The organism is Escherichia sp. KTE52 (assembly GCF_000408325.1).
Lineage (GTDB): Bacteria > Pseudomonadota > Gammaproteobacteria > Enterobacterales > Enterobacteriaceae > Escherichia > Escherichia marmotae.
Map to the genome: position 1 here is coordinate 1119870 of NZ_KE138680.1, position 19370 is coordinate 1139239.

Annotated in this window: 16 protein-coding genes; 4 read left to right on the plus strand and 12 right to left on the minus strand. The window is 52.5% G+C overall.

Going from position 1 to position 19370, the window contains the following annotated elements:
• Window positions 1-39: 39 nt before the first annotated feature.
• From wecC to trxA, 7 genes are all read right to left on the minus strand, one after another.
• Window positions 40-1302 (minus strand): UDP-N-acetyl-D-mannosamine dehydrogenase, encoded by a 1263-nt coding sequence (gene wecC, locus A1SC_RS06315; RefSeq protein ID WP_000006637.1) that lies wholly within the window; start codon window positions 1300-1302, stop codon window positions 40-42.
• Window positions 1299-2429, minus strand: coding sequence for a non-hydrolyzing UDP-N-acetylglucosamine 2-epimerase (wecB, locus tag A1SC_RS06310; protein WP_001517404.1), 1131 nt, complete (start codon window positions 2427-2429; stop codon window positions 1299-1301). Before wecB ends, wecC begins: the two co-directional genes overlap by 4 nt.
• A 55-nt stretch (window positions 2430-2484) precedes the next feature.
• Window positions 2485-3531 carry an ECA polysaccharide chain length modulation protein gene (gene wzzE / locus A1SC_RS06305; RefSeq protein WP_016262701.1) on the minus strand — a complete coding sequence of 349 codons (1047 nt, stop codon included), beginning with the start codon at window positions 3529-3531 and terminating at the stop codon, window positions 2485-2487.
• 11 nt (window positions 3532-3542) lie between these two features.
• Window positions 3543-4646 carry a UDP-N-acetylglucosamine--undecaprenyl-phosphate N-acetylglucosaminephosphotransferase gene (gene wecA, locus A1SC_RS06300; protein WP_001050950.1) on the minus strand — a complete coding sequence of 368 codons (1104 nt, stop codon included), beginning with the start codon at window positions 4644-4646 and terminating at the stop codon, window positions 3543-3545.
• A 239-nt stretch (window positions 4647-4885) separates the two neighbouring features.
• On the minus strand, window positions 4886-6145 hold the full coding sequence (gene rho, locus A1SC_RS06295) for a transcription termination factor Rho (RefSeq protein WP_001517407.1): 1260 nt from the start codon (window positions 6143-6145) through the stop codon (window positions 4886-4888).
• Between the two features lie 84 nt (window positions 6146-6229).
• Window positions 6230-6331: a rho operon leader peptide RhoL gene (rhoL, locus tag A1SC_RS0122265; RefSeq protein ID WP_001445787.1), complete on the minus strand. Its 102-nt coding sequence runs from the start codon at window positions 6329-6331 to the stop codon at window positions 6230-6232.
• A gap of 139 nt (window positions 6332-6470) precedes the next feature.
• Window positions 6471-6800 (minus strand): thioredoxin TrxA, encoded by a 330-nt coding sequence (gene trxA / locus A1SC_RS06290; protein WP_001280776.1) that lies wholly within the window; start codon window positions 6798-6800, stop codon window positions 6471-6473.
• 130 nt (window positions 6801-6930) lie between these two features.
• Between trxA and rhlB the strand changes: the two genes are divergently transcribed.
• Both rhlB and gppA read left to right on the plus strand, forming a co-directional pair.
• Window positions 6931-8196, plus strand: a complete 1266-nt coding sequence (rhlB, locus tag A1SC_RS06285) for an ATP-dependent RNA helicase RhlB (RefSeq protein ID WP_000047512.1) — start codon at window positions 6931-6933, stop codon at window positions 8194-8196.
• A gap of 135 nt (window positions 8197-8331) precedes the next feature.
• A complete protein-coding gene (gene gppA / locus A1SC_RS06280; protein WP_016262702.1) occupies window positions 8332-9816 on the plus strand; it encodes a guanosine-5'-triphosphate,3'-diphosphate diphosphatase in 1485 nt (494 codons plus the stop codon).
• A 62-nt stretch (window positions 9817-9878) separates the two neighbouring features.
• Here the strand turns inward: gppA and rep are convergent, their stop codons facing one another.
• A complete protein-coding gene (rep, locus tag A1SC_RS06275) occupies window positions 9879-11900 on the minus strand; it encodes a DNA helicase Rep (RefSeq protein ID WP_001238901.1) in 2022 nt (673 codons plus the stop codon).
• Between the two features lie 86 nt (window positions 11901-11986).
• On the opposite strand from rep, the gene ppiC reads away from it, so the two are divergent.
• The gene (ppiC, locus tag A1SC_RS06270) at window positions 11987-12268 is read left to right on the plus strand and encodes a peptidylprolyl isomerase PpiC (RefSeq protein WP_001140258.1); all 282 of its coding nucleotides are present in this window, start codon (window positions 11987-11989) and stop codon (window positions 12266-12268) included.
• A 131-nt stretch (window positions 12269-12399) separates the two neighbouring features.
• Here the strand turns inward: ppiC and ilvC are convergent, their stop codons facing one another.
• Window positions 12400-13875: a ketol-acid reductoisomerase gene (gene ilvC / locus A1SC_RS06265; protein ID WP_001517409.1), complete on the minus strand. Its 1476-nt coding sequence runs from the start codon at window positions 13873-13875 to the stop codon at window positions 12400-12402.
• Between the two features lie 149 nt (window positions 13876-14024).
• On the opposite strand from ilvC, the gene ilvY reads away from it, so the two are divergent.
• Window positions 14025-14918 (plus strand): HTH-type transcriptional activator IlvY, encoded by an 894-nt coding sequence (gene ilvY / locus A1SC_RS06260; RefSeq protein ID WP_000365754.1) that lies wholly within the window; start codon window positions 14025-14027, stop codon window positions 14916-14918.
• A gap of 51 nt (window positions 14919-14969) precedes the next feature.
• Here ilvY and ilvA read toward each other — a convergent pair whose 3' ends face one another.
• From ilvA to ilvE, 3 genes are all read right to left on the minus strand, one after another.
• On the minus strand, window positions 14970-16514 hold the full coding sequence (gene ilvA / locus A1SC_RS06255; protein ID WP_000785507.1) for a threonine ammonia-lyase, biosynthetic: 1545 nt from the start codon (window positions 16512-16514) through the stop codon (window positions 14970-14972).
• 2 nt (window positions 16515-16516) lie between these two features.
• Window positions 16517-18367 (minus strand): dihydroxy-acid dehydratase, encoded by a 1851-nt coding sequence (ilvD, locus tag A1SC_RS06250; protein ID WP_001127407.1) that lies wholly within the window; start codon window positions 18365-18367, stop codon window positions 16517-16519.
• A 63-nt stretch (window positions 18368-18430) separates the two neighbouring features.
• Window positions 18431-19360 (minus strand): branched-chain-amino-acid transaminase, encoded by a 930-nt coding sequence (ilvE, locus tag A1SC_RS06245; protein ID WP_000208520.1) that lies wholly within the window; start codon window positions 19358-19360, stop codon window positions 18431-18433.
• Window positions 19361-19370 lie beyond the last annotated feature (10 nt).

Below are 19370 nucleotides of genomic sequence, written 5' to 3' on the forward strand. Positions count from 1 at the left end.
GTGTGGCTCCCTCAAAACAGTCATTCACTGCAATCTGTATCAGCGCCAGACCCCTTTGGTATCGACTACATACTGCTGCTTAACATGATCGCCGCTGATGGCTTTGAACTGACTGTGATCGACCAACATCACCAGCACGTCTGCCGTCGCCAGCGCTTCGTCAAGCTGCGCCAGCGTGCAAAGCCCGGCCAGTTTTTTCGGCAACTGGTGAATGTTCGGTTCAACGACCAGCGTCTCGCCGCTATGCCACTGGGCGATCAGTTCAGCGATTTCCATCGCCGGGCTTTCGCGCAGGTCATCAATATTCGGTTTAAATGCCAGCCCAAAGCAGGCAATTTTCACTTCGCTGGCGCGTTTATCGGTAGCGGCCAGGCAATCGGCAACCGCCGCTTTCACCTGATCAATTACCCAAAAAGGTTTGTGATCGTTCACTTCCCTGGCAGTACGGATAAGCCGCGCCTGCTGCGGGTTCTGCGCTACGATAAACCACGGGTCAACGGCAATACAGTGGCCGCCCACGCCCGGGCCTGGCTGAAGAATATTGACGCGAGGGTGGCGATTCGCCAGACGAATCAGCTCCCAGACGTTAATTCCCTGCCCGGCGCAAATCAGCGACAGTTCGTTAGCAAACGCGATATTCACATCGCGGAAGCTATTTTCGGTGAGCTTACACATTTCCGCCGTCCGGGAGTTAGTGACAACACACTCACCTTCGAGGAAAATTTTGTACAGTTCACTGGCGCGCGCCGAGCAAACCGGTGTCATGCCACCTATTACACGGTCATTTTTAATCAGCTCGACCATCACCTGCCCCGGTAACACGCGTTCCGGGCAATAGGCAATATTCACGTCGGCCTGTTCGCCCACCTGCTGCGGGAAAGTCAGGTCCGGACGCATTTCTGCTAACCATTCTGCCATTTTCTCGGTTGAACCCACCGGAGAGGTGGACTCAAGGATCACCAGCGCACCTTTTTTCAGCACTGGCGCAATGGAGCGGGCAGCCGATTCGACGTAAGCCATATCCGGCTCATGATCGCCTTTAAACGGCGTTGGTACAGCAATCAGCCAGGCATCAGCCTCAACGGGCGTTGTGCTCGCTCGCAAAAAGCCACCTTCTACGGCAGTTTTTACTACACTCGCCAAATCAGGCTCGACGATATGGATTTCGCCACGATTGATAGTATCAACCGTTTGTTGGTTGATATCGACACCAATCACCTGTTTTTGCCGTGAGGCAAACGCAGCGGCTGTCGGCAGCCCAATGTAACCCAGTCCGATGACAGAAATGGTCGCAAAACTCATAGTGATATCCGATTATTTTTTAACGCTTCCAGAATGCGAGAGCATGCCTGACCATCACCATAGGGGTTATGGGCGCGGCTCATCATTTGATATTCGTTGTCGTCGTTGAGAAGACGTGTCACTTCCTCAACGATCCGTTGTTTATCCGTCCCCACCAGACGCACCGTTCCAGCGGTAACAGCTTCCGGGCGCTCGGTGGTGTCACGCATCACCAGCACCGGTTTACCCAGCGAAGGCGCTTCTTCCTGAATACCGCCAGAGTCAGTCAAAATCAACCATGCGTGATTCATCAGCCAGACAAACGGTAAATACTCCTGGGGATCGATCAGAATGACGTTTTTTACGTGCCCCAAAATGCGACTAACCGGTTCTCTGACATTCGGGTTGAGATGTACCGGATAAACAATCTGGATGTCCTGATGAGTGGTGGCTATTTCTGCCAGCGCATGGCAAATCTCCTCAAAGCCACGACCGAAGCTTTCACGCCTGTGACCGGTCACCAGAATCATCTTCTTATCAGGGTCGATAAACGGGTAATTTGCCGCCAGTTCTGAACGCAGCATCTCGCTGCTCATCACTTGATCGCGCACCCACAACAAAGCGTCGATAACTGTATTGCCGGTAATGAAGATTCGGCTATCAGCGACGTTTTCACGTAGCAGGTTTTGCCGTGAGGTCTCAGTTGGGGAGAAATGGTACATTGCCAGATGACCGGTCAGCGTGCGGTTAGCTTCTTCCGGCCACGGCGAGTAAAGATCGCCCGTGCGTAGCCCGGCCTCAACGTGACCAACAGGAATGCGCTGATAAAACGCCGCCAGACTGGTGGCCAGCGTCGTGGTGGTATCGCCGTGTACCAGTACAACGTCTGGTTTGAACTCGGCAAGAATAGGTTTTAATCCCTCAAGAATTCGACAGGTTATCTCTGTCAGTCCCTGTCCTGGCTGCATTATGTTGAGATCGTAGTCAGGTACAATGGAAAAGAGTTTCAGCACCTGATCGAGCATCTCCCGATGCTGCGCAGTGACGCAAACTTTAGCCTCAAAAAAAGGATCTTTTGCCAACGCATGCACCAACGGCGCCATCTTGATGGCTTCCGGGCGCGTACCAAATACAGTCAGTACTTTCACATCGATTCTCTTTGAATAAGCGGCGAGCGCCTTTGTGCTCACCGCAACTGTGTTGCTATTTCGAGCAACGGCGGGTTAATGCGACACCAGCCCCGATCAGCCCCCCGACAATGCCCCACATAATCATCAGGAAGGCACGGCGTGGGCTATCGCGTTTTACCGGTTCTTCCGGTGTACGCAAATAGCGATAGGTCTGAAAACGCGGATCCAGGGTTGGACCAACATTAAGGGTGTTTAACATGGCCCGATTCTGATCATAGTCGAGATCAAAGGCCGGGCCGACGGCCTGTAAATTTTCTAATCGCGCCTGCAGCATCGGGCGACCCAACAAAAACATTTCTGAATCAGGCAATTCATCCGCCGGGACATCTGTCGCGCTGCGAGAGATATTATGTTGCTCAGCGATTTTGAGTGCCTGCTCAATGCTGTTTACCCGGCGGTCGTAGATCGCTTTCGCGACTTCTTCCTGACGCTTCACCTGGGCTTTCATTTGGATAGTGCGCGCTGCCCATGCACCTTTCAGCTCATCATTCAGATGGCTGGCCGCGCGCTGACTGGCGAATGCGACATATTGACGCAGCAGATTATTGGCATCGGGGGCAGTTTCAGCAATCAATTTAACGTTATCGTTGATCGCTCGGGTGAAATCACCGGGAATAAACTGGATGTTGTTGATCATTTCATCCAGCAGAGCCGCATCTACTTTGCTGTTGCCAACCATCCGCTGTTTGTAATAGTCGGTCTGCAACCAGAAATCGCGGCGGGTGTCCCACGACGCCAGTTGCATAACAAACTCTTTATAGGCTTCGTCCATGACCGATGGTTGATCGGCAGAAGCCATGTTCGAACGAACATCCAGGTTACGTAGAAACTGCTGCTGCGAGTAGTATCCGCCCAGCATATTGACCGTTGGACGATCGGTAATCGCCGTCGCGCTCCACTCCTGACGGGCGAAAAATGTATACGCCAGCGCAATTAACGCAAACGCCAGCCCCATGCCAACAATCCACAGCTTCCCAGCCCACAAGGTACGAAACAACCCACGAATATCCAGTTCATTTTCAGCATTTTCGGCTGGTTTCCCAGGCATTGGTTGCGTCATTACATCCTCGTTTATTTGGTTAAGTTGGGGCTGCCACCACGATTTCTGCGCAGTCGGCGTTTCACACGCTTAATAAAGCGAGCAACCTTCCAGGCGCGCTTAATGCAATAGCCATAGAGGAAGAATGCTAGCAAAAAGAGCACCAGCATGACCCATTCAGGGACAAAATGAGAATATTCTGCCAGTACGCCAATGGAAGCAAGCAGTGCAGCAGCAAGGGTAATCAGCACAAATGCCTGACGAGAAGTAAAGCCGGCACGCATGATCAAATGATGAATATGCTGGCGATCAGGCGAGAATGGACTCATGCCTTTACGCAGGCGACGATACATAATCGCCACCATATCCATCAGCGGAATAGCGATAATCCATAATGCAGTCACCGGGCTAATCGGATGTGTTTTGCCCTGAGTAGTTTCAAGCAGGATCCAGATTACGGTAAAACCAATCAATGTACTGCCCGCATCGCCCATAAACACTTTGTAGCGACGCCCCAGAATACCGAGGTTGAGCATGATGTATGGCAGGATGGCGGCGATCATCGCAAAGCACCAGATAGCGAGGCTGGTTTGCCCGTCGAACCACAAAATCATGCCTATTGCCGCAAACGAGACGCAGGACAACCCACCCAGCAGACCATCAATGCCATCAACCATGTTGAAAGCATTAATTGCCGCCCAGACGGCAAACAGCGTCAGGAAATAACCAAACGGCCCAAGCACCATCTCCCAGGAGCCAAAAATATAGCCCAGGCTACTGAGATAAAGTTTGCCAAACACCATCATAACGATGCCAACAGCAGCCTGTATGGTGGCACGGATTTTTACACTAATATCGAAACGGTCATCCAGTGCGCCGATGAACACCAGGACGCCCGCACAGGCGAGGTAGAGAGCTGCATGCGGAATGTAGTAATCAACAATTCCGAACGTAAAGCAAATCCCTGCGAAAACTGAAATACCCCCAACGAGCGGTATCAATCCCTGGTGACGTTTGCGGAAGTTAGGTTTATCCACTAAACCGACTTTTTTTGCCACCTTACGGGCAAAAAACAGAAACAGTGTCGTGAATAAAAAAATACTGATGAGATCAGTACTCACTGTCAGTAAATTCACAATGCATGCTCTCAGAGAAAATTATTAGCAGAAGTATACCCACGAAGACCTTTATTCAGAAGGGAAACTCCTTTCTGAGCCTATCAGCCCTGTGCAAAAATTAATCATTCACCATAAAAATTGTATAAAATACCCGCAATAACCAGGAATTTTCCCACTATCACAGGCATGCCGCTAAGATTACAGATATAAAAGCAAAACGCCACGTAAACACGTGGCGTTTTTGGCATAAGACAAATTTATGAACGTTTCATCATATCGAAGAAATCGTCATTGGTCTTGGTCATTGCCAGTTTATTAATGAGGAATTCCATTGCATCGATTTCGCCCATCGGGTGAATGATTTTGCGCAGGATCCACATTTTCTGTAGCTCTTCCTGAGTGGTGAGCAACTCTTCTTTACGCGTACCGGAACGGTTGTAGTCGATAGCCGGGAAGACGCGTTTTTCTGCGATCTTACGAGAAAGGTGCAGTTCCATGTTACCTGTACCTTTAAACTCTTCGTAGATAACTTCGTCCATTTTGGAACCGGTGTCGATCAACGCCGTCGCGATGATGGTCAGGCTGCCGCCCTCTTCTACGTTACGCGCCGCACCGAAGAAGCGTTTCGGACGGTGCAGTGCGTTAGCATCCACACCACCGGTCAGCACTTTACCAGACGCAGGAACAACAGTGTTGTAGGCGCGCGCCAGACGGGTGATGGAGTCGAGCAGAATGATAACGTCTTTCTTATGCTCAACCAGGCGTTTTGCCTTCTCGATCACCATTTCCGCAACCTGAACGTGGCGAGATGCCGGTTCGTCGAAGGTAGAAGCGACAACTTCACCTTTAACCAGACGCTGCATCTCGGTTACTTCTTCCGGACGTTCGTCGATCAGCAGAACCATCAGCACACAGTCTGGGTGGTTGTAAGCAATGCTCTGGGCGATGTTCTGCAGCAGCATGGTTTTACCCGCTTTCGGCGGTGCCACAATCAGACCACGTTGGCCACGCCCGATTGGTGAAGCCAGATCCAGCACGCGTGCGGTCAAATCTTCAGTAGAACCGTTACCACGTTCCATACGCAGACGAGAGTTTGCGTGCAGCGGGGTTAAGTTCTCAAAGAGGATTTTGTTGCGAGCGTTTTCAGGTTTGTCGAAGTTAACTTCATTAACTTTCAGCAGCGCAAAATAGCGTTCACCTTCTTTCGGCGGGCGAATCTTACCAGAGATGGTATCACCAGTGCGGAGGTTGAAACGGCGGATTTGGCTGGGAGAAACGTAGATGTCATCAGGACCGGCGAGGTAGGAGCTGTCTGCGGAACGGAGGAAACCAAATCCATCCTGCAATATCTCCAGTACGCCATCACCAAAGATATCTTCGCCACTCTTTGCGTGCTGCTTCAGGATGGCAAAAATAATGTCCTGCTTACGCATACGGGCCAGATTTTCCAGCCCCATATTTTCGCCGAGAGTGATCAGCTCAGAAACCGGCGTATTCTTTAATTCGGTAAGATTCATAGTGGTGTGAGTTCTTAAACTTGGGGTAAATCTCGAACTTAATGTTGTGAATGGTATGGCAGGATCATCCATGCCTGTTTACGGTCATCGACTCATGTCTTTTCGCTGTCTGGTCACAGGAGAGTACGCAGAACTGAAACGACAAGACGGATTGAGTGACAAACCAGAAATCTGTTCACTTCGCATTAGATAAAAACGGGAAGCGTTGGATATTACAAGATTCAAACTTAATAAGGTAAGTTTAATACGAAGTCAACATTAAGTTAGCATGGCTCACGCCGGGCGTCCAGTTTTTAGCGACGGGGCACCCGAACATGACGTTCCCTTATGCCAGGTTGGCGTCGAGGAACTCTTTCAACTGACCTTTGGACAGTGCACCCACTTTGGTTGCCGCGACTTCACCGTTTTTGAACAGCAACAGAGTCGGGATACCACGGATGCCATATTTCGGCGCAGTGCCAGGGTTTTGATCGATGTTCAGTTTTGCAACGGTCAGTTTACCCTGATATTCGTCAGCGATTTCATCCAGAATCGGGGCGATCATTTTGCACGGACCGCACCACTCTGCCCAGAAATCGACGAGGATCGCCCCGTCCGCTTTGAGTACATCCGTATCAAAACTGTCGTCAGTCAGGTGAATAATTTTATCGCTCATATATAACTCCACAGGAATAAGCCTGGCGTGTTGGTTTCGTTGTTGGTGTAACATTAACCAACTAAAGGTTGACTTTATTTCACCGGATACGCTTTCGTAAAGCAATAGTAAGCTGATATTCTATCACACTATGAGCAAAACACATTTAACAGAACAGAAGTTTTCCGACTTCGCCCTGCATCCGAAAGTTGTAGAAGCCCTTGAAAAAAAAGGGTTTCATAACTGTACGCCCATTCAGGCACTGGCCCTTCCGCTAACGCTGGAAGGTCGTGACGTAGCCGGGCAGGCGCAAACCGGTACTGGGAAAACGATGGCGTTCCTGACGTCAACGTTTCATTACCTTCTCTCTCATCCCACCATTGCCGATCGCAAGGTGAACCAGCCACGTGCCTTAATTATGGCACCGACGCGTGAACTTGCCGTGCAGATCCACGCCGACGCGGAGCCGCTGGCGCAAGCTACCGGTCTGAAGCTGGGCCTGGCTTATGGCGGCGACGGCTACGACAAACAGCTAAAAGTGCTGGAAAGCGGCGTTGACATCCTGATTGGCACCACGGGTCGTTTAATCGACTACGCCAAACAGAATCACATTAACCTTGGCGCTATTCAGGTCGTGGTGCTGGACGAAGCCGATCGTATGTACGATCTGGGCTTTATTAAAGATATTCGCTGGCTGTTTCGCCGTATGCCGCCAGCAAATCAGCGCCTCAACATGCTGTTCTCCGCCACGCTTTCGTACCGGGTACGTGAACTGGCGTTCGAGCAGATGAATAACGCCGAATACATCGAAGTGGAACCGGAACAGAAAACGGGCCACCGCATTAAAGAAGAGCTTTTCTACCCTTCTAACGAAGAAAAAATGCGTTTGCTGCAAACGCTGATCGAAGAAGAGTGGCCAGACAGAGCGATTATTTTCGCCAACACCAAACATCGTTGCGAAGAGATCTGGGGTCACCTGGCGGCAGATGGTCATCGTGTCGGGCTGTTGACGGGCGATGTGGCGCAGAAAAAACGTCTGCGTATTCTTGATGAATTTACCCGTGGCGATCTGGATATTCTGGTTGCTACCGACGTAGCCGCACGTGGTTTGCATATTCCGGCCGTAACCCACGTCTTTAACTACGATTTACCCGATGACTGTGAAGATTACGTTCACCGTATCGGCCGTACTGGCCGCGCTGGTGCAAGTGGTCATTCCATCAGCCTGGCGTGTGAAGAGTATGCATTGAATTTGCCTGCCATTGAGACCTATATTGGTCATTCTATTCCGGTAAGCAAATACAATCCGGACGCATTGATGACCGATCTGCCAAAACCGCTACGCTTGACGCGCCCGCGCACAGGCAACGGTCCGCGTCGTACAGGCGCTCCACGTAATCGTCGTCGTTCAGGTTAAATAAATAATGTCATACTCAAAATCATTCAAACTGCATCAAGATGGCAAGAGAATGAATCCCGATGAGCTTACTGTAGTAAGTGATTCGGGTGAAAGAACACAGCCAACGCAGAGACAGATTGAAGGATGAAGAGTATGAGTTCCACCTCGTCGCTTTATGCAGCCATTGATCTCGGTTCGAATAGTTTTCATATGCTGGTTGTGCGCGAGGTGGCTGGTAGTATCCAGACGCTGACGCGAATTAAACGCAAAGTACGTCTGGCTGCTGGTCTGAACAGCGAAAATGCCCTGTCTAATGAAGCAATGGAGCGCGGCTGGCAATGCCTGCGCCTGTTTGCTGAACGTCTGCAAGATATCCCTCCTTCGCAAATTCGCGTTGTTGCTACGGCGACGTTACGTCTTGCTGTCAACGCTGGTGATTTTATTGCCAAAGCGCAGGAAATTCTTGGTTGTCCGGTGCAGGTGATCAGCGGTGAAGAGGAAGCTCGTCTGATTTATCAGGGCGTTGCTCACACTACCGGTGGAGCCGATCAGCGCCTGGTGGTGGATATCGGGGGAGCCAGTACTGAACTGGTAACCGGCACGGGTGCACAAACCACCTCTCTGTTCAGTCTGTCGATGGGCTGCGTCACCTGGCTGGAACGCTATTTTGCCGATCGTAATCTGGGGCAGGAAAATTTTGATGCCGCAGAAAAAGCGGCACGCGAAGTGTTACGTCCGGTTGCCGATGAATTGCGTTATCACGGCTGGAAAGTGTGCGTTGGCGCTTCCGGAACCGTGCAGGCCTTGCAAGAAATCATGATGGCGCAGGGAATGGATGAACGCATTACCCTGGAAAAGTTGCAACAACTGAAACAGCGCGCCATTCATTGCGGTCGGCTGGAGGAGCTGGAGATCGACGGGCTGACGCTGGAACGCGCGTTAGTATTCCCGAGTGGTCTGGCGATCCTGATAGCCATTTTTACCGAACTGAATATTCAGTGTATGACGCTGGCTGGCGGCGCACTGCGTGAAGGCCTGGTTTACGGCATGTTGCATCTGGCCGTCGAGCAGGATATTCGCAGCCGTACGCTGCGTAATATTCAGCGCCGCTTTATGATCGATATTGATCAGGCACAGCGCGTAGCCAGCGTTGCGGCTAGCTTCTTCGATCAGGTGGAAAATGCATGGCATCTTGAAGCAATTAGCCGCGATTTGCTAATCAGTGCCTGTCAACTTCATGAAATTGGCCTGAGCGTTGATTTCAAACAAGCGCCGCAACATGCTGCTTATCTGGTGCGAAACCTGGATCTTCCCGGTTTTACTCCCGCGCAGAAAAAACTGCTGGCGACGCTGTTGCTCAACCAAACTAATCCGGTCGATCTCTCATCGCTGCATCAACAAAATGCCGTCCCTCCGCGCGTTGCGGAACAACTCTGTCGTTTACTGCGCCTGGCCATCATTTTTGCCAGCCGTCGCCGTGACGATTTAGTGCCGAAGATTCAATTACAGGCCAGCCATGAACAGTTGACCTTGACGCTGCCGCAAGGGTGGTTAGCCCAACATCCGCTGGGTAAAGAGATTATCGAGCAAGAAAGCCAATGGCAGAGTTATGTTCATTGGCCGCTGGAAGTATATTAACGAGTAATGTGCCGGATGCGATGCTAACGCATCCTGTCCGGCGATAATTCCGTGCCCCTTAACTATTTCCCTCGTTTTGCTGCCATCATCGCTTTCAGATTTGCCAGATGGCTTTGCCCTTTCTGCATCCGTTCTTCCGCGCTGACCACTTTGCGCTCCTGCTCCCAAATCAGATCATCCTGCGGTAACTCTAACAGGAAGCGACTCGGCTCCGGGCGCACCAGTTCACCGTACTGACGACGCTCTTTACACAGCGTAAAGGTCAATTCCTTCTGGGCGCGGGTGATCCCTACATAGGCCAGCCGCCGCTCCTCATCAATATTGTCTTCATCGATGCTGCTCTGGTGCGGTAAAAATCCTTCTTCCATACCGACCATGAAAACATAGGGAAACTCCAGCCCTTTCGATGCGTGGAGAGTCATCAGTTGCACCTGATCCAGTTCTTCCTCGCTTTCACCTCGCTCCATCATGTCGCGCAGAGTAAAGCGCGTCACCACCTGGGTTAACGTCATCGGCTCATCCAGTTCGCTGCCTTCCAGCATCTCCGTCATCCAGCTAAACAGTTGGTTGACGTTCTTCATGCGCATTTCGGCGGCTTTCGGGCTGGGCGATGTTTCGTACAGCCAGGATTCATAATCCATGCCGTGGATCAGATCGCGCACCGCAGCAATCGGCTCCCGCTCCGCCAGACGCTGGATTTCCGCCAGCCAATGAGTAAAGCGAGTCAACGCTTCATAACCACGCCCACTCAGTGTTTGACTCAATCCCATATCAAAACTGGCGGTAAACATACTTTTATTGCGGGTCATCGCCCACTCGCCCAGCTTTTTCAGCGTTGCCGGGCCAATCTCTCGTTTCGGCGTGTTGACGATACGCAGGAACGCACTGTCATCGTCCGGGTTAGTCAGCACACGCAGATAAGCCAGCAAATCCTTGATTTCCGGGCGGGAGAAGAATGAAGTACCGCCGGAAATTTTGTACGGGATGCGGTTTTGCATCAGGAATTTTTCAAACACTCGCGACTGATGATTACCGCGATAGAGAATGGCGTAATCTTTGTACTGTGTTTTATTGACGAAGTGATGCGCAATCAGCTCGCCAGTAACGCGCTCGGCTTCATGTTCTTCATTATTCGCGCTTAATACTTTTAGCTCCGCGCCGTAGCCCAGTTCGGAGAACAGGCGCTTTTCAAAGACGTGCGGGTTATTAGCGATAAGGATGTTGGCCGCTTTCAAAATACGTCCGGAAGAGCGGTAGTTCTGCTCCAGCTTAATCACCTTCAACGCCGGGAAATCCTGGCTCAACAGCACCAGATTTTGCGGACGGGCACCACGCCATGAGTAGATTGACTGATCGTCATCGCCCACCACGGTAAAGCGCGCGCGGCTACCCACCAGCAGTTTCACCAGTTCATACTGGCTGGTGTTGGTGTCCTGATACTCATCCACCAGCAGGTAGCGAATTTTGTTCTGCCAGCGTTCGCGTACTTCTTCATTGCGTTGCAACAACAACGTTGGCAGCAAAATCAGGTCATCGAAGTCGAGAACGTTGCACGCTTTCAGGTGCGCATCATACAGTCCATAACAATGGGCAAAAATACGATCCCGCTCGCCCTTTGCCTCTGCCGCCGCCTGCGCCGGAGTTTTCAGATCGTTCTTCCAGTTAGAGATGGTCGAAATCAACTGTTGCAGGAGAACTTTGTCATCTTCAATCAGACCCTCGGTCAGCTCTTTGAGCAACGCCATCTGATCGGTATCGTCAAACAGCGAAAAGTTCGCTTTCATTCCCAGCGCCGCATATTCGCGCTTGATGATATCCAGCCCTAATGTATGGAAGGTGGAGATCATCAACCCACGCGCCTCTTTGCGCCCCAGCGTCTGCCCAACACGCTCTTTCATCTCGCGTGCCGCCTTATTGGTAAAGGTCACCGCTGCAATATGTCGCGCCTGGTAACCGCAACCGCGGATCAGATGGGCGATTTTATTGGTGATAACACGAGTTTTACCGGAACCCGCGCCCGCCAGCACCAGGCAGGGGCCGGTAACGAATTCGACAGCTTGTTGTTGGCCGGGGTTTAGACGCATAGAAAAATCGCTCAATGAAAGTCGGGAGGGGAAAATAACAGCGTGGTAGTATAGCCAGCCTCATCCATACCACTCAAGGCACGATCATGGCAAAAACGGCAGCAGCACTGCATATCCTTGTAAAAGAAGAGAAACTGGCTCTGGAACTTCTGGAACAGATTAAGAACGGCGCTGATTTCGGCAAGCTGGCGAAGAAGCACTCCATTTGCCCGTCAGGCAAACGCGGCGGTGATTTAGGTGAGTTCCGCCAGGGTCAGATGGTTCCGGCATTCGATAAAGTGGTTTTCTCTTGTCCGGTACTGGAGCCAACCGGCCCGCTGCACACCCAGTTCGGCTATCACATCATTAAGGTGCTGTACCGTAACTAACAAAAAAAACCGGTGCATTTGAACACCGGGTTTTTGCCTGATGGCGCTGCGCTTATCAGGCTTACAGAACGTGCACTTTTTGTAGGCCGGATAAGGCGTTTACGCCGCCATCCGGCACCGTATGTAGCCGCTTAGCCTGCAACCGCAATACGTTTCATATCCGTCATATAGCCACGCAGTTTCTTACCTACCTGCTCGATAGCATGGCTGCGAATGGCTTCATTCACATCACGCAGTTGCGCGTTATCAACGGCACCTTCCGGAATAGCTTTACCCAGATCGCCCGGTTGCAGCTCTGCCATAAACGGTTTCAGCAGCGGCACGCAGGCGTAAGAGAACAAGTAGTTACCATACTCGGCGGTATCAGAGATAACGACGTTCATTTCGTACAGACGCTTACGGGCGATGGTGTTGGCAATCAGCGGCAGTTCGTGCAGTGATTCGTAGTAAGCCGACTCTTCAATGATGCCGGAATCAACCATGGTTTCGAACGCCAGTTCAACGCCTGCTTTTACCATCGCGATCATCAGTACGCCTTTATCGAAGTACTCCTGCTCACCGATTTTGCCTTCAAACTGCGGCGCGGTTTCGAACGCGGTTTTGCCGGTCTCTTCACGCCAGGTCAGCAGTTTCTTATCATCATTGGCCCAGTCAGCCATCATGCCGGAGGAGAATTCGCCGGAGATGATGTCGTCCATATGTTTCTGGAACAGCGGTGCCATGATCTCTTTCAGTTGTTCAGAGAGCGCATAAGCACGCAGTTTTGCCGGGTTAGAGAGCCTGTCCATCATCAGGGTGATGCCACCCTGCTTCAGAGCTTCGGTGATGGTTTCCCAACCGAACTGAATCAGTTTTTCTGCATATGCCGGGTCGGTGCCTTCTTCCACCAGCTTGTCGAAGCACAGCAGAGAACCAGCCTGCAACATACCGCACAGTATGGTTTGTTCGCCCATCAGGTCAGATTTCACTTCCGCAACGAAGGAGGATTCCAGCACGCCCGCACGGTGACCACCGGTAGCCGCAGCCCAGGCTTTGGCAATCGCCATACCTTCGCCTTTCGGATCGTTTTCCGGGTGAACGGCAATCAGCGTCGGTACGCCAAACCCACGTTTGTACTCTTCACGCACTTCAGTGCCCGGGCATTTCGGTGCAACCATCACCACAGTGATGTCTTTACGGATCTGCTCACCCACTTCTACGATGTTGAAGCCGTGGGAGTAACCCAGCGCCGCACCGTCTTTCATCAGCGGCTGAACAGAACGCACTACGTCGGAGTGCTGCTTATCCGGCGTCAGGTTAACCACCAAATCCGCCTGCGGGATCAGCTCTTCGTAAGTGCCGACTTTAAAACCGTTTTCGGTCGCTTTACGCCAGGAAGCGCGTTTCTCAGCGATCGCCTCTTTACGCAGGGCATAAGAGATGTCCAGACCAGAATCACGCATGTTCAGACCCTGGTTCAGACCCTGTGCACCACAACCGACGATGACCACTTTTTTACCCTGAAGGTAGCTCGCGCCGTCAGCGAATTCTTCGCGGCCCATAAAGCGACATTTACCCAACTGCGCCAGTTGCTGGCGCAGATTCAGTGTATTGAAGTAGTTAGCCATGGTGATTCCTCATGATGTTGTGCTTCTTATTGTTCGGTTCGCGTTTGCGAGATTAAATTCACTATATGTCAGGAAACTTATTGCGGAAATTGATATATTCACAACGTCACATTGCAATTTCTGCAACGTCAAAATCGAGGGCTGTGCCTGTGGATTTACGCGATCTGAAAATGTTTCTACATCTGGCGGAAAGCCGTCATTTTGGGCGCAGCGCGCGGGCGATGCACGTCAGCCCATCGACACTTTCACGGCAGATTCAGCGCCTGGAAGAAGATCTCGGCCAACCGCTATTTATACGCGATAACCGGACGGTAACGCTGACCGAAGCGGGCGAAGAGCTGCGTGTTTTCGCCCAGCAAACGCTGTTGCAATATCAGCAACTGCGCCACACCATCGACCAGCAAGGGCCGTCGCTCTCTGGCGAGTTACATATTTTCTGCTCGGTGACCGCTGCTTACAGCCATCTTCCGCCGATTCTTGATCGCTTCCGCGCGGAACACCCGTCGGTGGAGATCAAGCTCACCACCGGTGATGCGGCGGATGCGATGGAAAAAGTTGTCACCGGCGAAGCGGATTTGGCGATTGCCGGTAAGCCAGAGACGTTACCCGGTGCAGTGGCATTTTCGATGCTAGAGAATCTGGCGGTAGTGCTGATCGCACCTGCGCTGCCCTGCCCGGTTCGTAATCAGGTATCTGTAGAGAAGCCGGACTGGTCGACGGTGCCGTTTATCATGGCCGATCAGGGACCAGTGCGCCGCCGCATTGAACTGTGGTTCCGACGCAATAAAATCAGCAACCCGATGATTTACGCCACGGTCGGCGGGCATGAAGCGATGGTATCGATGGTGGCGCTAGGCTGTGGCGTGGCATTGTTACCGGAAGTTGTGTTGGATAATAGTCCTGAACCTGTACGCAACCGTGTGATGATTCTTGATCGCAGCGATGAGAAAACACCGTTTGAACTGGGCGTTTGCGCACAAAAAAAGCGGCTACATGAGCCGCTGATTGAGGCGTTCTGGAAGATTTTACCCAACCACAAATAACGTTGACGCGTGGGTAGGCCTGATAAGCGAAGCGCCATCAGGCATTTTTCCCTAACCCGCCAAAAAGAACCTGAACGCCGGGTTATTGGTTTCGTCGTGACAATCGTAGCCCAGCTCATTCAGCCGGGTTTCGAAATCCGGTTCATGGTCGCCAAGTTCGAACGCCGCCAGTACGCGCCCGTAGTCGGTGCCATGACTGCGATAGTGGAACAAAGAGATATTCCAGTGCGTACCCAGCGTGTTAAGAAAGCGCAGCAGCGCGCCCGGTGATTCCGGGAATTCGAAGCTGTAGAGGCGTTCCTGCAACGGATGCGATGGACGCCCGCCGACCATATAGCGCACATGTAGCTTCGCCATTTCGTCATCGGAGAGATCAACCACGCTGTAGCCGCCTTCGTTGAGCATCTGCAAAATTTCTTTGCGCTCCTCAAGGCCGCGGCTTAAGCGCACGCCGACAAAAATGCAGGCATTTTTGGCATCTGCAAAGCGATAGTTGAACTCTGTGACCGAGCGCCCACCGAGTAGCTGGCAAAATTTAAGGAAACTGCCTTTTTCTTCCGGAATGGTCACCGCCAGCAATGCTTCGCGCTGTTCACCCAGTTCGCAACGTTCCGAGACGTAGCGCAGGCCGTGGAAATTGACGTTAGCTCCCGAGAGCACATGCGCCAGGCGCTCACCACGAATGTTGTGCTGGGCGATATATTTTTTCATTCCCGCCAGCGCCAACGCGCCAGACGGCTCCGCCACCGCGCGCACATCTTCGAACAGGTCTTTCATCGCCGCACAGATGGCATCGCTATCAACGGTGATGATGTCGTCGAGATACTCCTGACACAGACGGAACGTTTCGTCACCAATGCGCTTGACCGCGACCCCCTCAGCAAACAAACCTACGCGCGGCAGGTCAACAGGATGACCTGCATCCAGCGCCGCTTTCAGGCAGGCTGAATCTTCCGCTTCCACGGCTATCACTTTGATTTGCGGCATCAGTTGTTTGATCAGCACCGCCACCCCCGCCGCCAGACCGCCGCCGCCGACCGGCACAAATACGCGATCAAGATGGGCGTCCTGCTGGAGCAATTCCAGCGCCAGCGTGCCCTGTCCGGCAATCACCATCGGATGATCAAATGGCGGAACCCAGGTGAAGCCCTGCTGCTGCGACAGTTCAATCGCTTTGGCTTTTGCTTCATCGAAGTTCGCACCGTGAAGCAACACTTCGCCGCCGAAGCCGCGTACCGCATCAACTTTGATATCAGCGGTGGCGGTTGGCATGACGATTAGCGCCTTCACGCCTAATCGTGCGGAGGAGAACGCAACGCCCTGCGCGTGGTTACCCGCAGAAGCAGTGATCACGCCGTGCGCTTTCTGTTCTTCCGTCAGGCCCGCCATCATGGCGTATGCGCCGCGCAGCTTAAAGCTGTGCACTGGCTGGCGGTCTTCGCGCTTTACCAGAATGACGTTATCAAGACGCGACGAGAGTTTTTCCATTTTCTGCAGCGGCGTGACCTGCGCCGCTTCATAGACCGGCGCGCGTAGCACCGCCCGTAAATACTCAGCGCCTTCCGGTGCGCCAGACAGGGGTAGTGAGTCTGCCATTATTAACCCCCCAGTTTCGATTTATCGCGTACCGCACCTTTGTCGGCACTGGTCGCCAGGCTGGCGTAAGCGCGCAGAGCAAAGGAGACCTGACGTTCACGGTTTTTCGGCGTCCAGGCTTTATCACCACGGGCTTCCTGCGCTTCACGACGTGCCGCCAGTTCTGCATCACTTACTTGTAACTGAATGCTGCGGTTCGGAATGTCGATGGCGATCAGGTCACCGTCTTCAATCAGGCCAATGCTGCCGCCACTTGCCGCTTCCGGTGAGACGTGACCGATGGAAAGGCCAGAGGTGCCGCCAGAGAAGCGACCGTCGGTGATCAGTGCACAGGCTTTACCGAGGCCCATCGATTTCAGGAAGCTGGTTGGGTAGAGCATTTCTTGCATCCCCGGACCGCCTTTCGGCCCTTCGTAGCGGATCACGACTACGTCGCCTGCCACAACTTTGCCACCGAGGATCGCTTCTACCGCGTCGTCCTGACTTTCATACACTTTCGCCGGACCGGTAAATTTCAGGATGCTGTCATCGACGCCCGCTGTTTTAACAATACAGCCGTTTTCCGCGAAGTTACCGTAAAGTACAGCCAGACCACCGTCCTGGCTGTAGGCGTGTTCCAGTGAGCGGATACAACCGTTAGCACGGTCGTCATCGAGGGAGTCCCAACGGCAATCCTGCGAGAACGCCTGGGTGGTACGGATACCCGCCGGACCTGCACGAAACATATTTTTTACCGCATCATCCTGGGTCAACATGACGTCGTAGTGTTCCAGCGTTTGCGGCAACGTCAGACCGAGCACGTTTTTCACATTGCGATTCAGTAATCCCGCGCGATCCAGTTCCCCGAGGATACCGATAACGCCACCAGCACGGTGAACATCTTCCATATGGTATTTCTGAGTGCTCGGCGCAACTTTGCACAACTGCGGGACTTTGCGTGAAAGTTTATCGATATCACTCATCGTGAAATCGATTTCTGCTTCCTGCGCCGCTGCCAGCAGATGGAGAACGGTGTTAGTGGAACCGCCCATCGCGATATCCAGCGTCATGGCGTTTTCAAATGCCGCTTTGCTGGCAATATTACGCGGCAGGGCGCTTTCATCGTTTTGCTCGTAGTAACGTTTGGTCAGCTCGACAATGCGTTTACCGGCGTTAAGGAACAATTGCTTACGGTCAGCGTGGGTTGCCAGCAGTGAGCCGTTACCCGGCTGCGACAAGCCCAGCGCTTCGGTCAGGCAGTTCATCGAGTTGGCGGTGAACATCCCGGAGCAGGAGCCGCAAGTTGGGCAGGCTGAACGCTCAACCTGATCGCTCTGGGAGTCAGAGACTTTCGGATCTGCCCCCTGGATCATCGCATCAACCAGATCAAGTTTGATGATCTGATCGGACAGTTTGGTTTTTCCGGCCTCCATCGGACCACCGGAAACAAAGATCACCGGAATATTCAGGCGTAGGGAGGCCATCAGCATCCCTGGGGTGATTTTGTCGCAGTTGGAGATACAGACCATCGCGTCGGCGCAGTGGGCGTTCACCATATACTCAACGGAATCAGCGATCAGTTCGCGAGATGGCAGTGAATAAAGCATGCCCCCGTGGCCCATGGCGATCCCATCATCCACCGCAATGGTGTTGAACTCTTTGGCAACACCGCCAGCCGCTTCAATTTGTTCAGCGACCAGTTTACCGAGATCGCGCAGATGGACGTGGCCCGGTACAAATTGGGTGAACGAGTTCACAACCGCGATAATCGGTTTGCCAAAATCGGCGTCGGTCATTCCGGTGGCGCGCCACAGCGCACGAGCCCCCGCCATATTACGGCCATGAGTGGTGGTGGCGGAACGGTACTTAGGCATACTTTATTTACTCCCAGTGTCTGTCTCGTAAATGGGACGGTGCGTGCCATCCCATTTTTGTATTTATTGATTAACTTGATCCAACCAGCCCCATTTATCTTCGGTTTCGCCGGTGAAGAGGCCAAAGAAGGCTTGCTGAATACGTTTGGTAACCGGGCCACAACGACCTTCGCCTACCTGAATACCGTCTACACTGCGCACTGGCGTGATTTCAGCCGCAGTACCGGACATAAAGACTTCATCTGCCAGATAGAGTGATTCGCGCGACAGAACTTGCTCACGCACTTCAATTCCCAGCTCTTTCGCCAGTTTGATGATGGCGTCACGGGTAATGCCCGGTAATGCGGATGAGGTAAACGGCGGGGTGAACAGCACGCCATCTTTCACTTCAAACAGGTTTTCGCCTGCACCTTCAGAGATGTAACCATTCACATCCAGCGCGATACCTTCCTGATAGCCATGGCGGCGCGCTTCGCTACCCACCAGCAGGGAAGAGAGGTAATTACCACCCGCTTTCGCCGCAGTTGGGATGGTGTTTGGTGCTGCGCGGTTCCAGGAGGAAACCATCGCATCAATCCCCTGCTCCAGCGCTTCTGCGCCCAGATACGCTCCCCACGGGAAAGCGGCGATAATCACGTCGGTGGAGTATCCCGCTGGCGGGTTTACGCCCATGCCAACGTCACCGACAAAAATCAGCGGACGGATATAGGCACTGGTGAGATTATTTTTGCGGATTACGTCGCGGCAGGCTTCCATCAGCTCATCAATACTCTGTGAAACCGGGAAGCGATAGATTTTTGCGGAGTCATGCAGACGCTGCATATGCTCACGATGACGGAATACAACCGGTCCTTTATGTGAGTCGTAGCAACGGATACCTTCAAAAACCGAGGTGCCATAGTGCAGCGCGTGCGACATTACATGCACCTTCGCGTCTTCCCAGCGAACCATCTCCCCATTGAACCAAATGTAATCAGCTTTCTTCGTGGTCATTTTTATATTC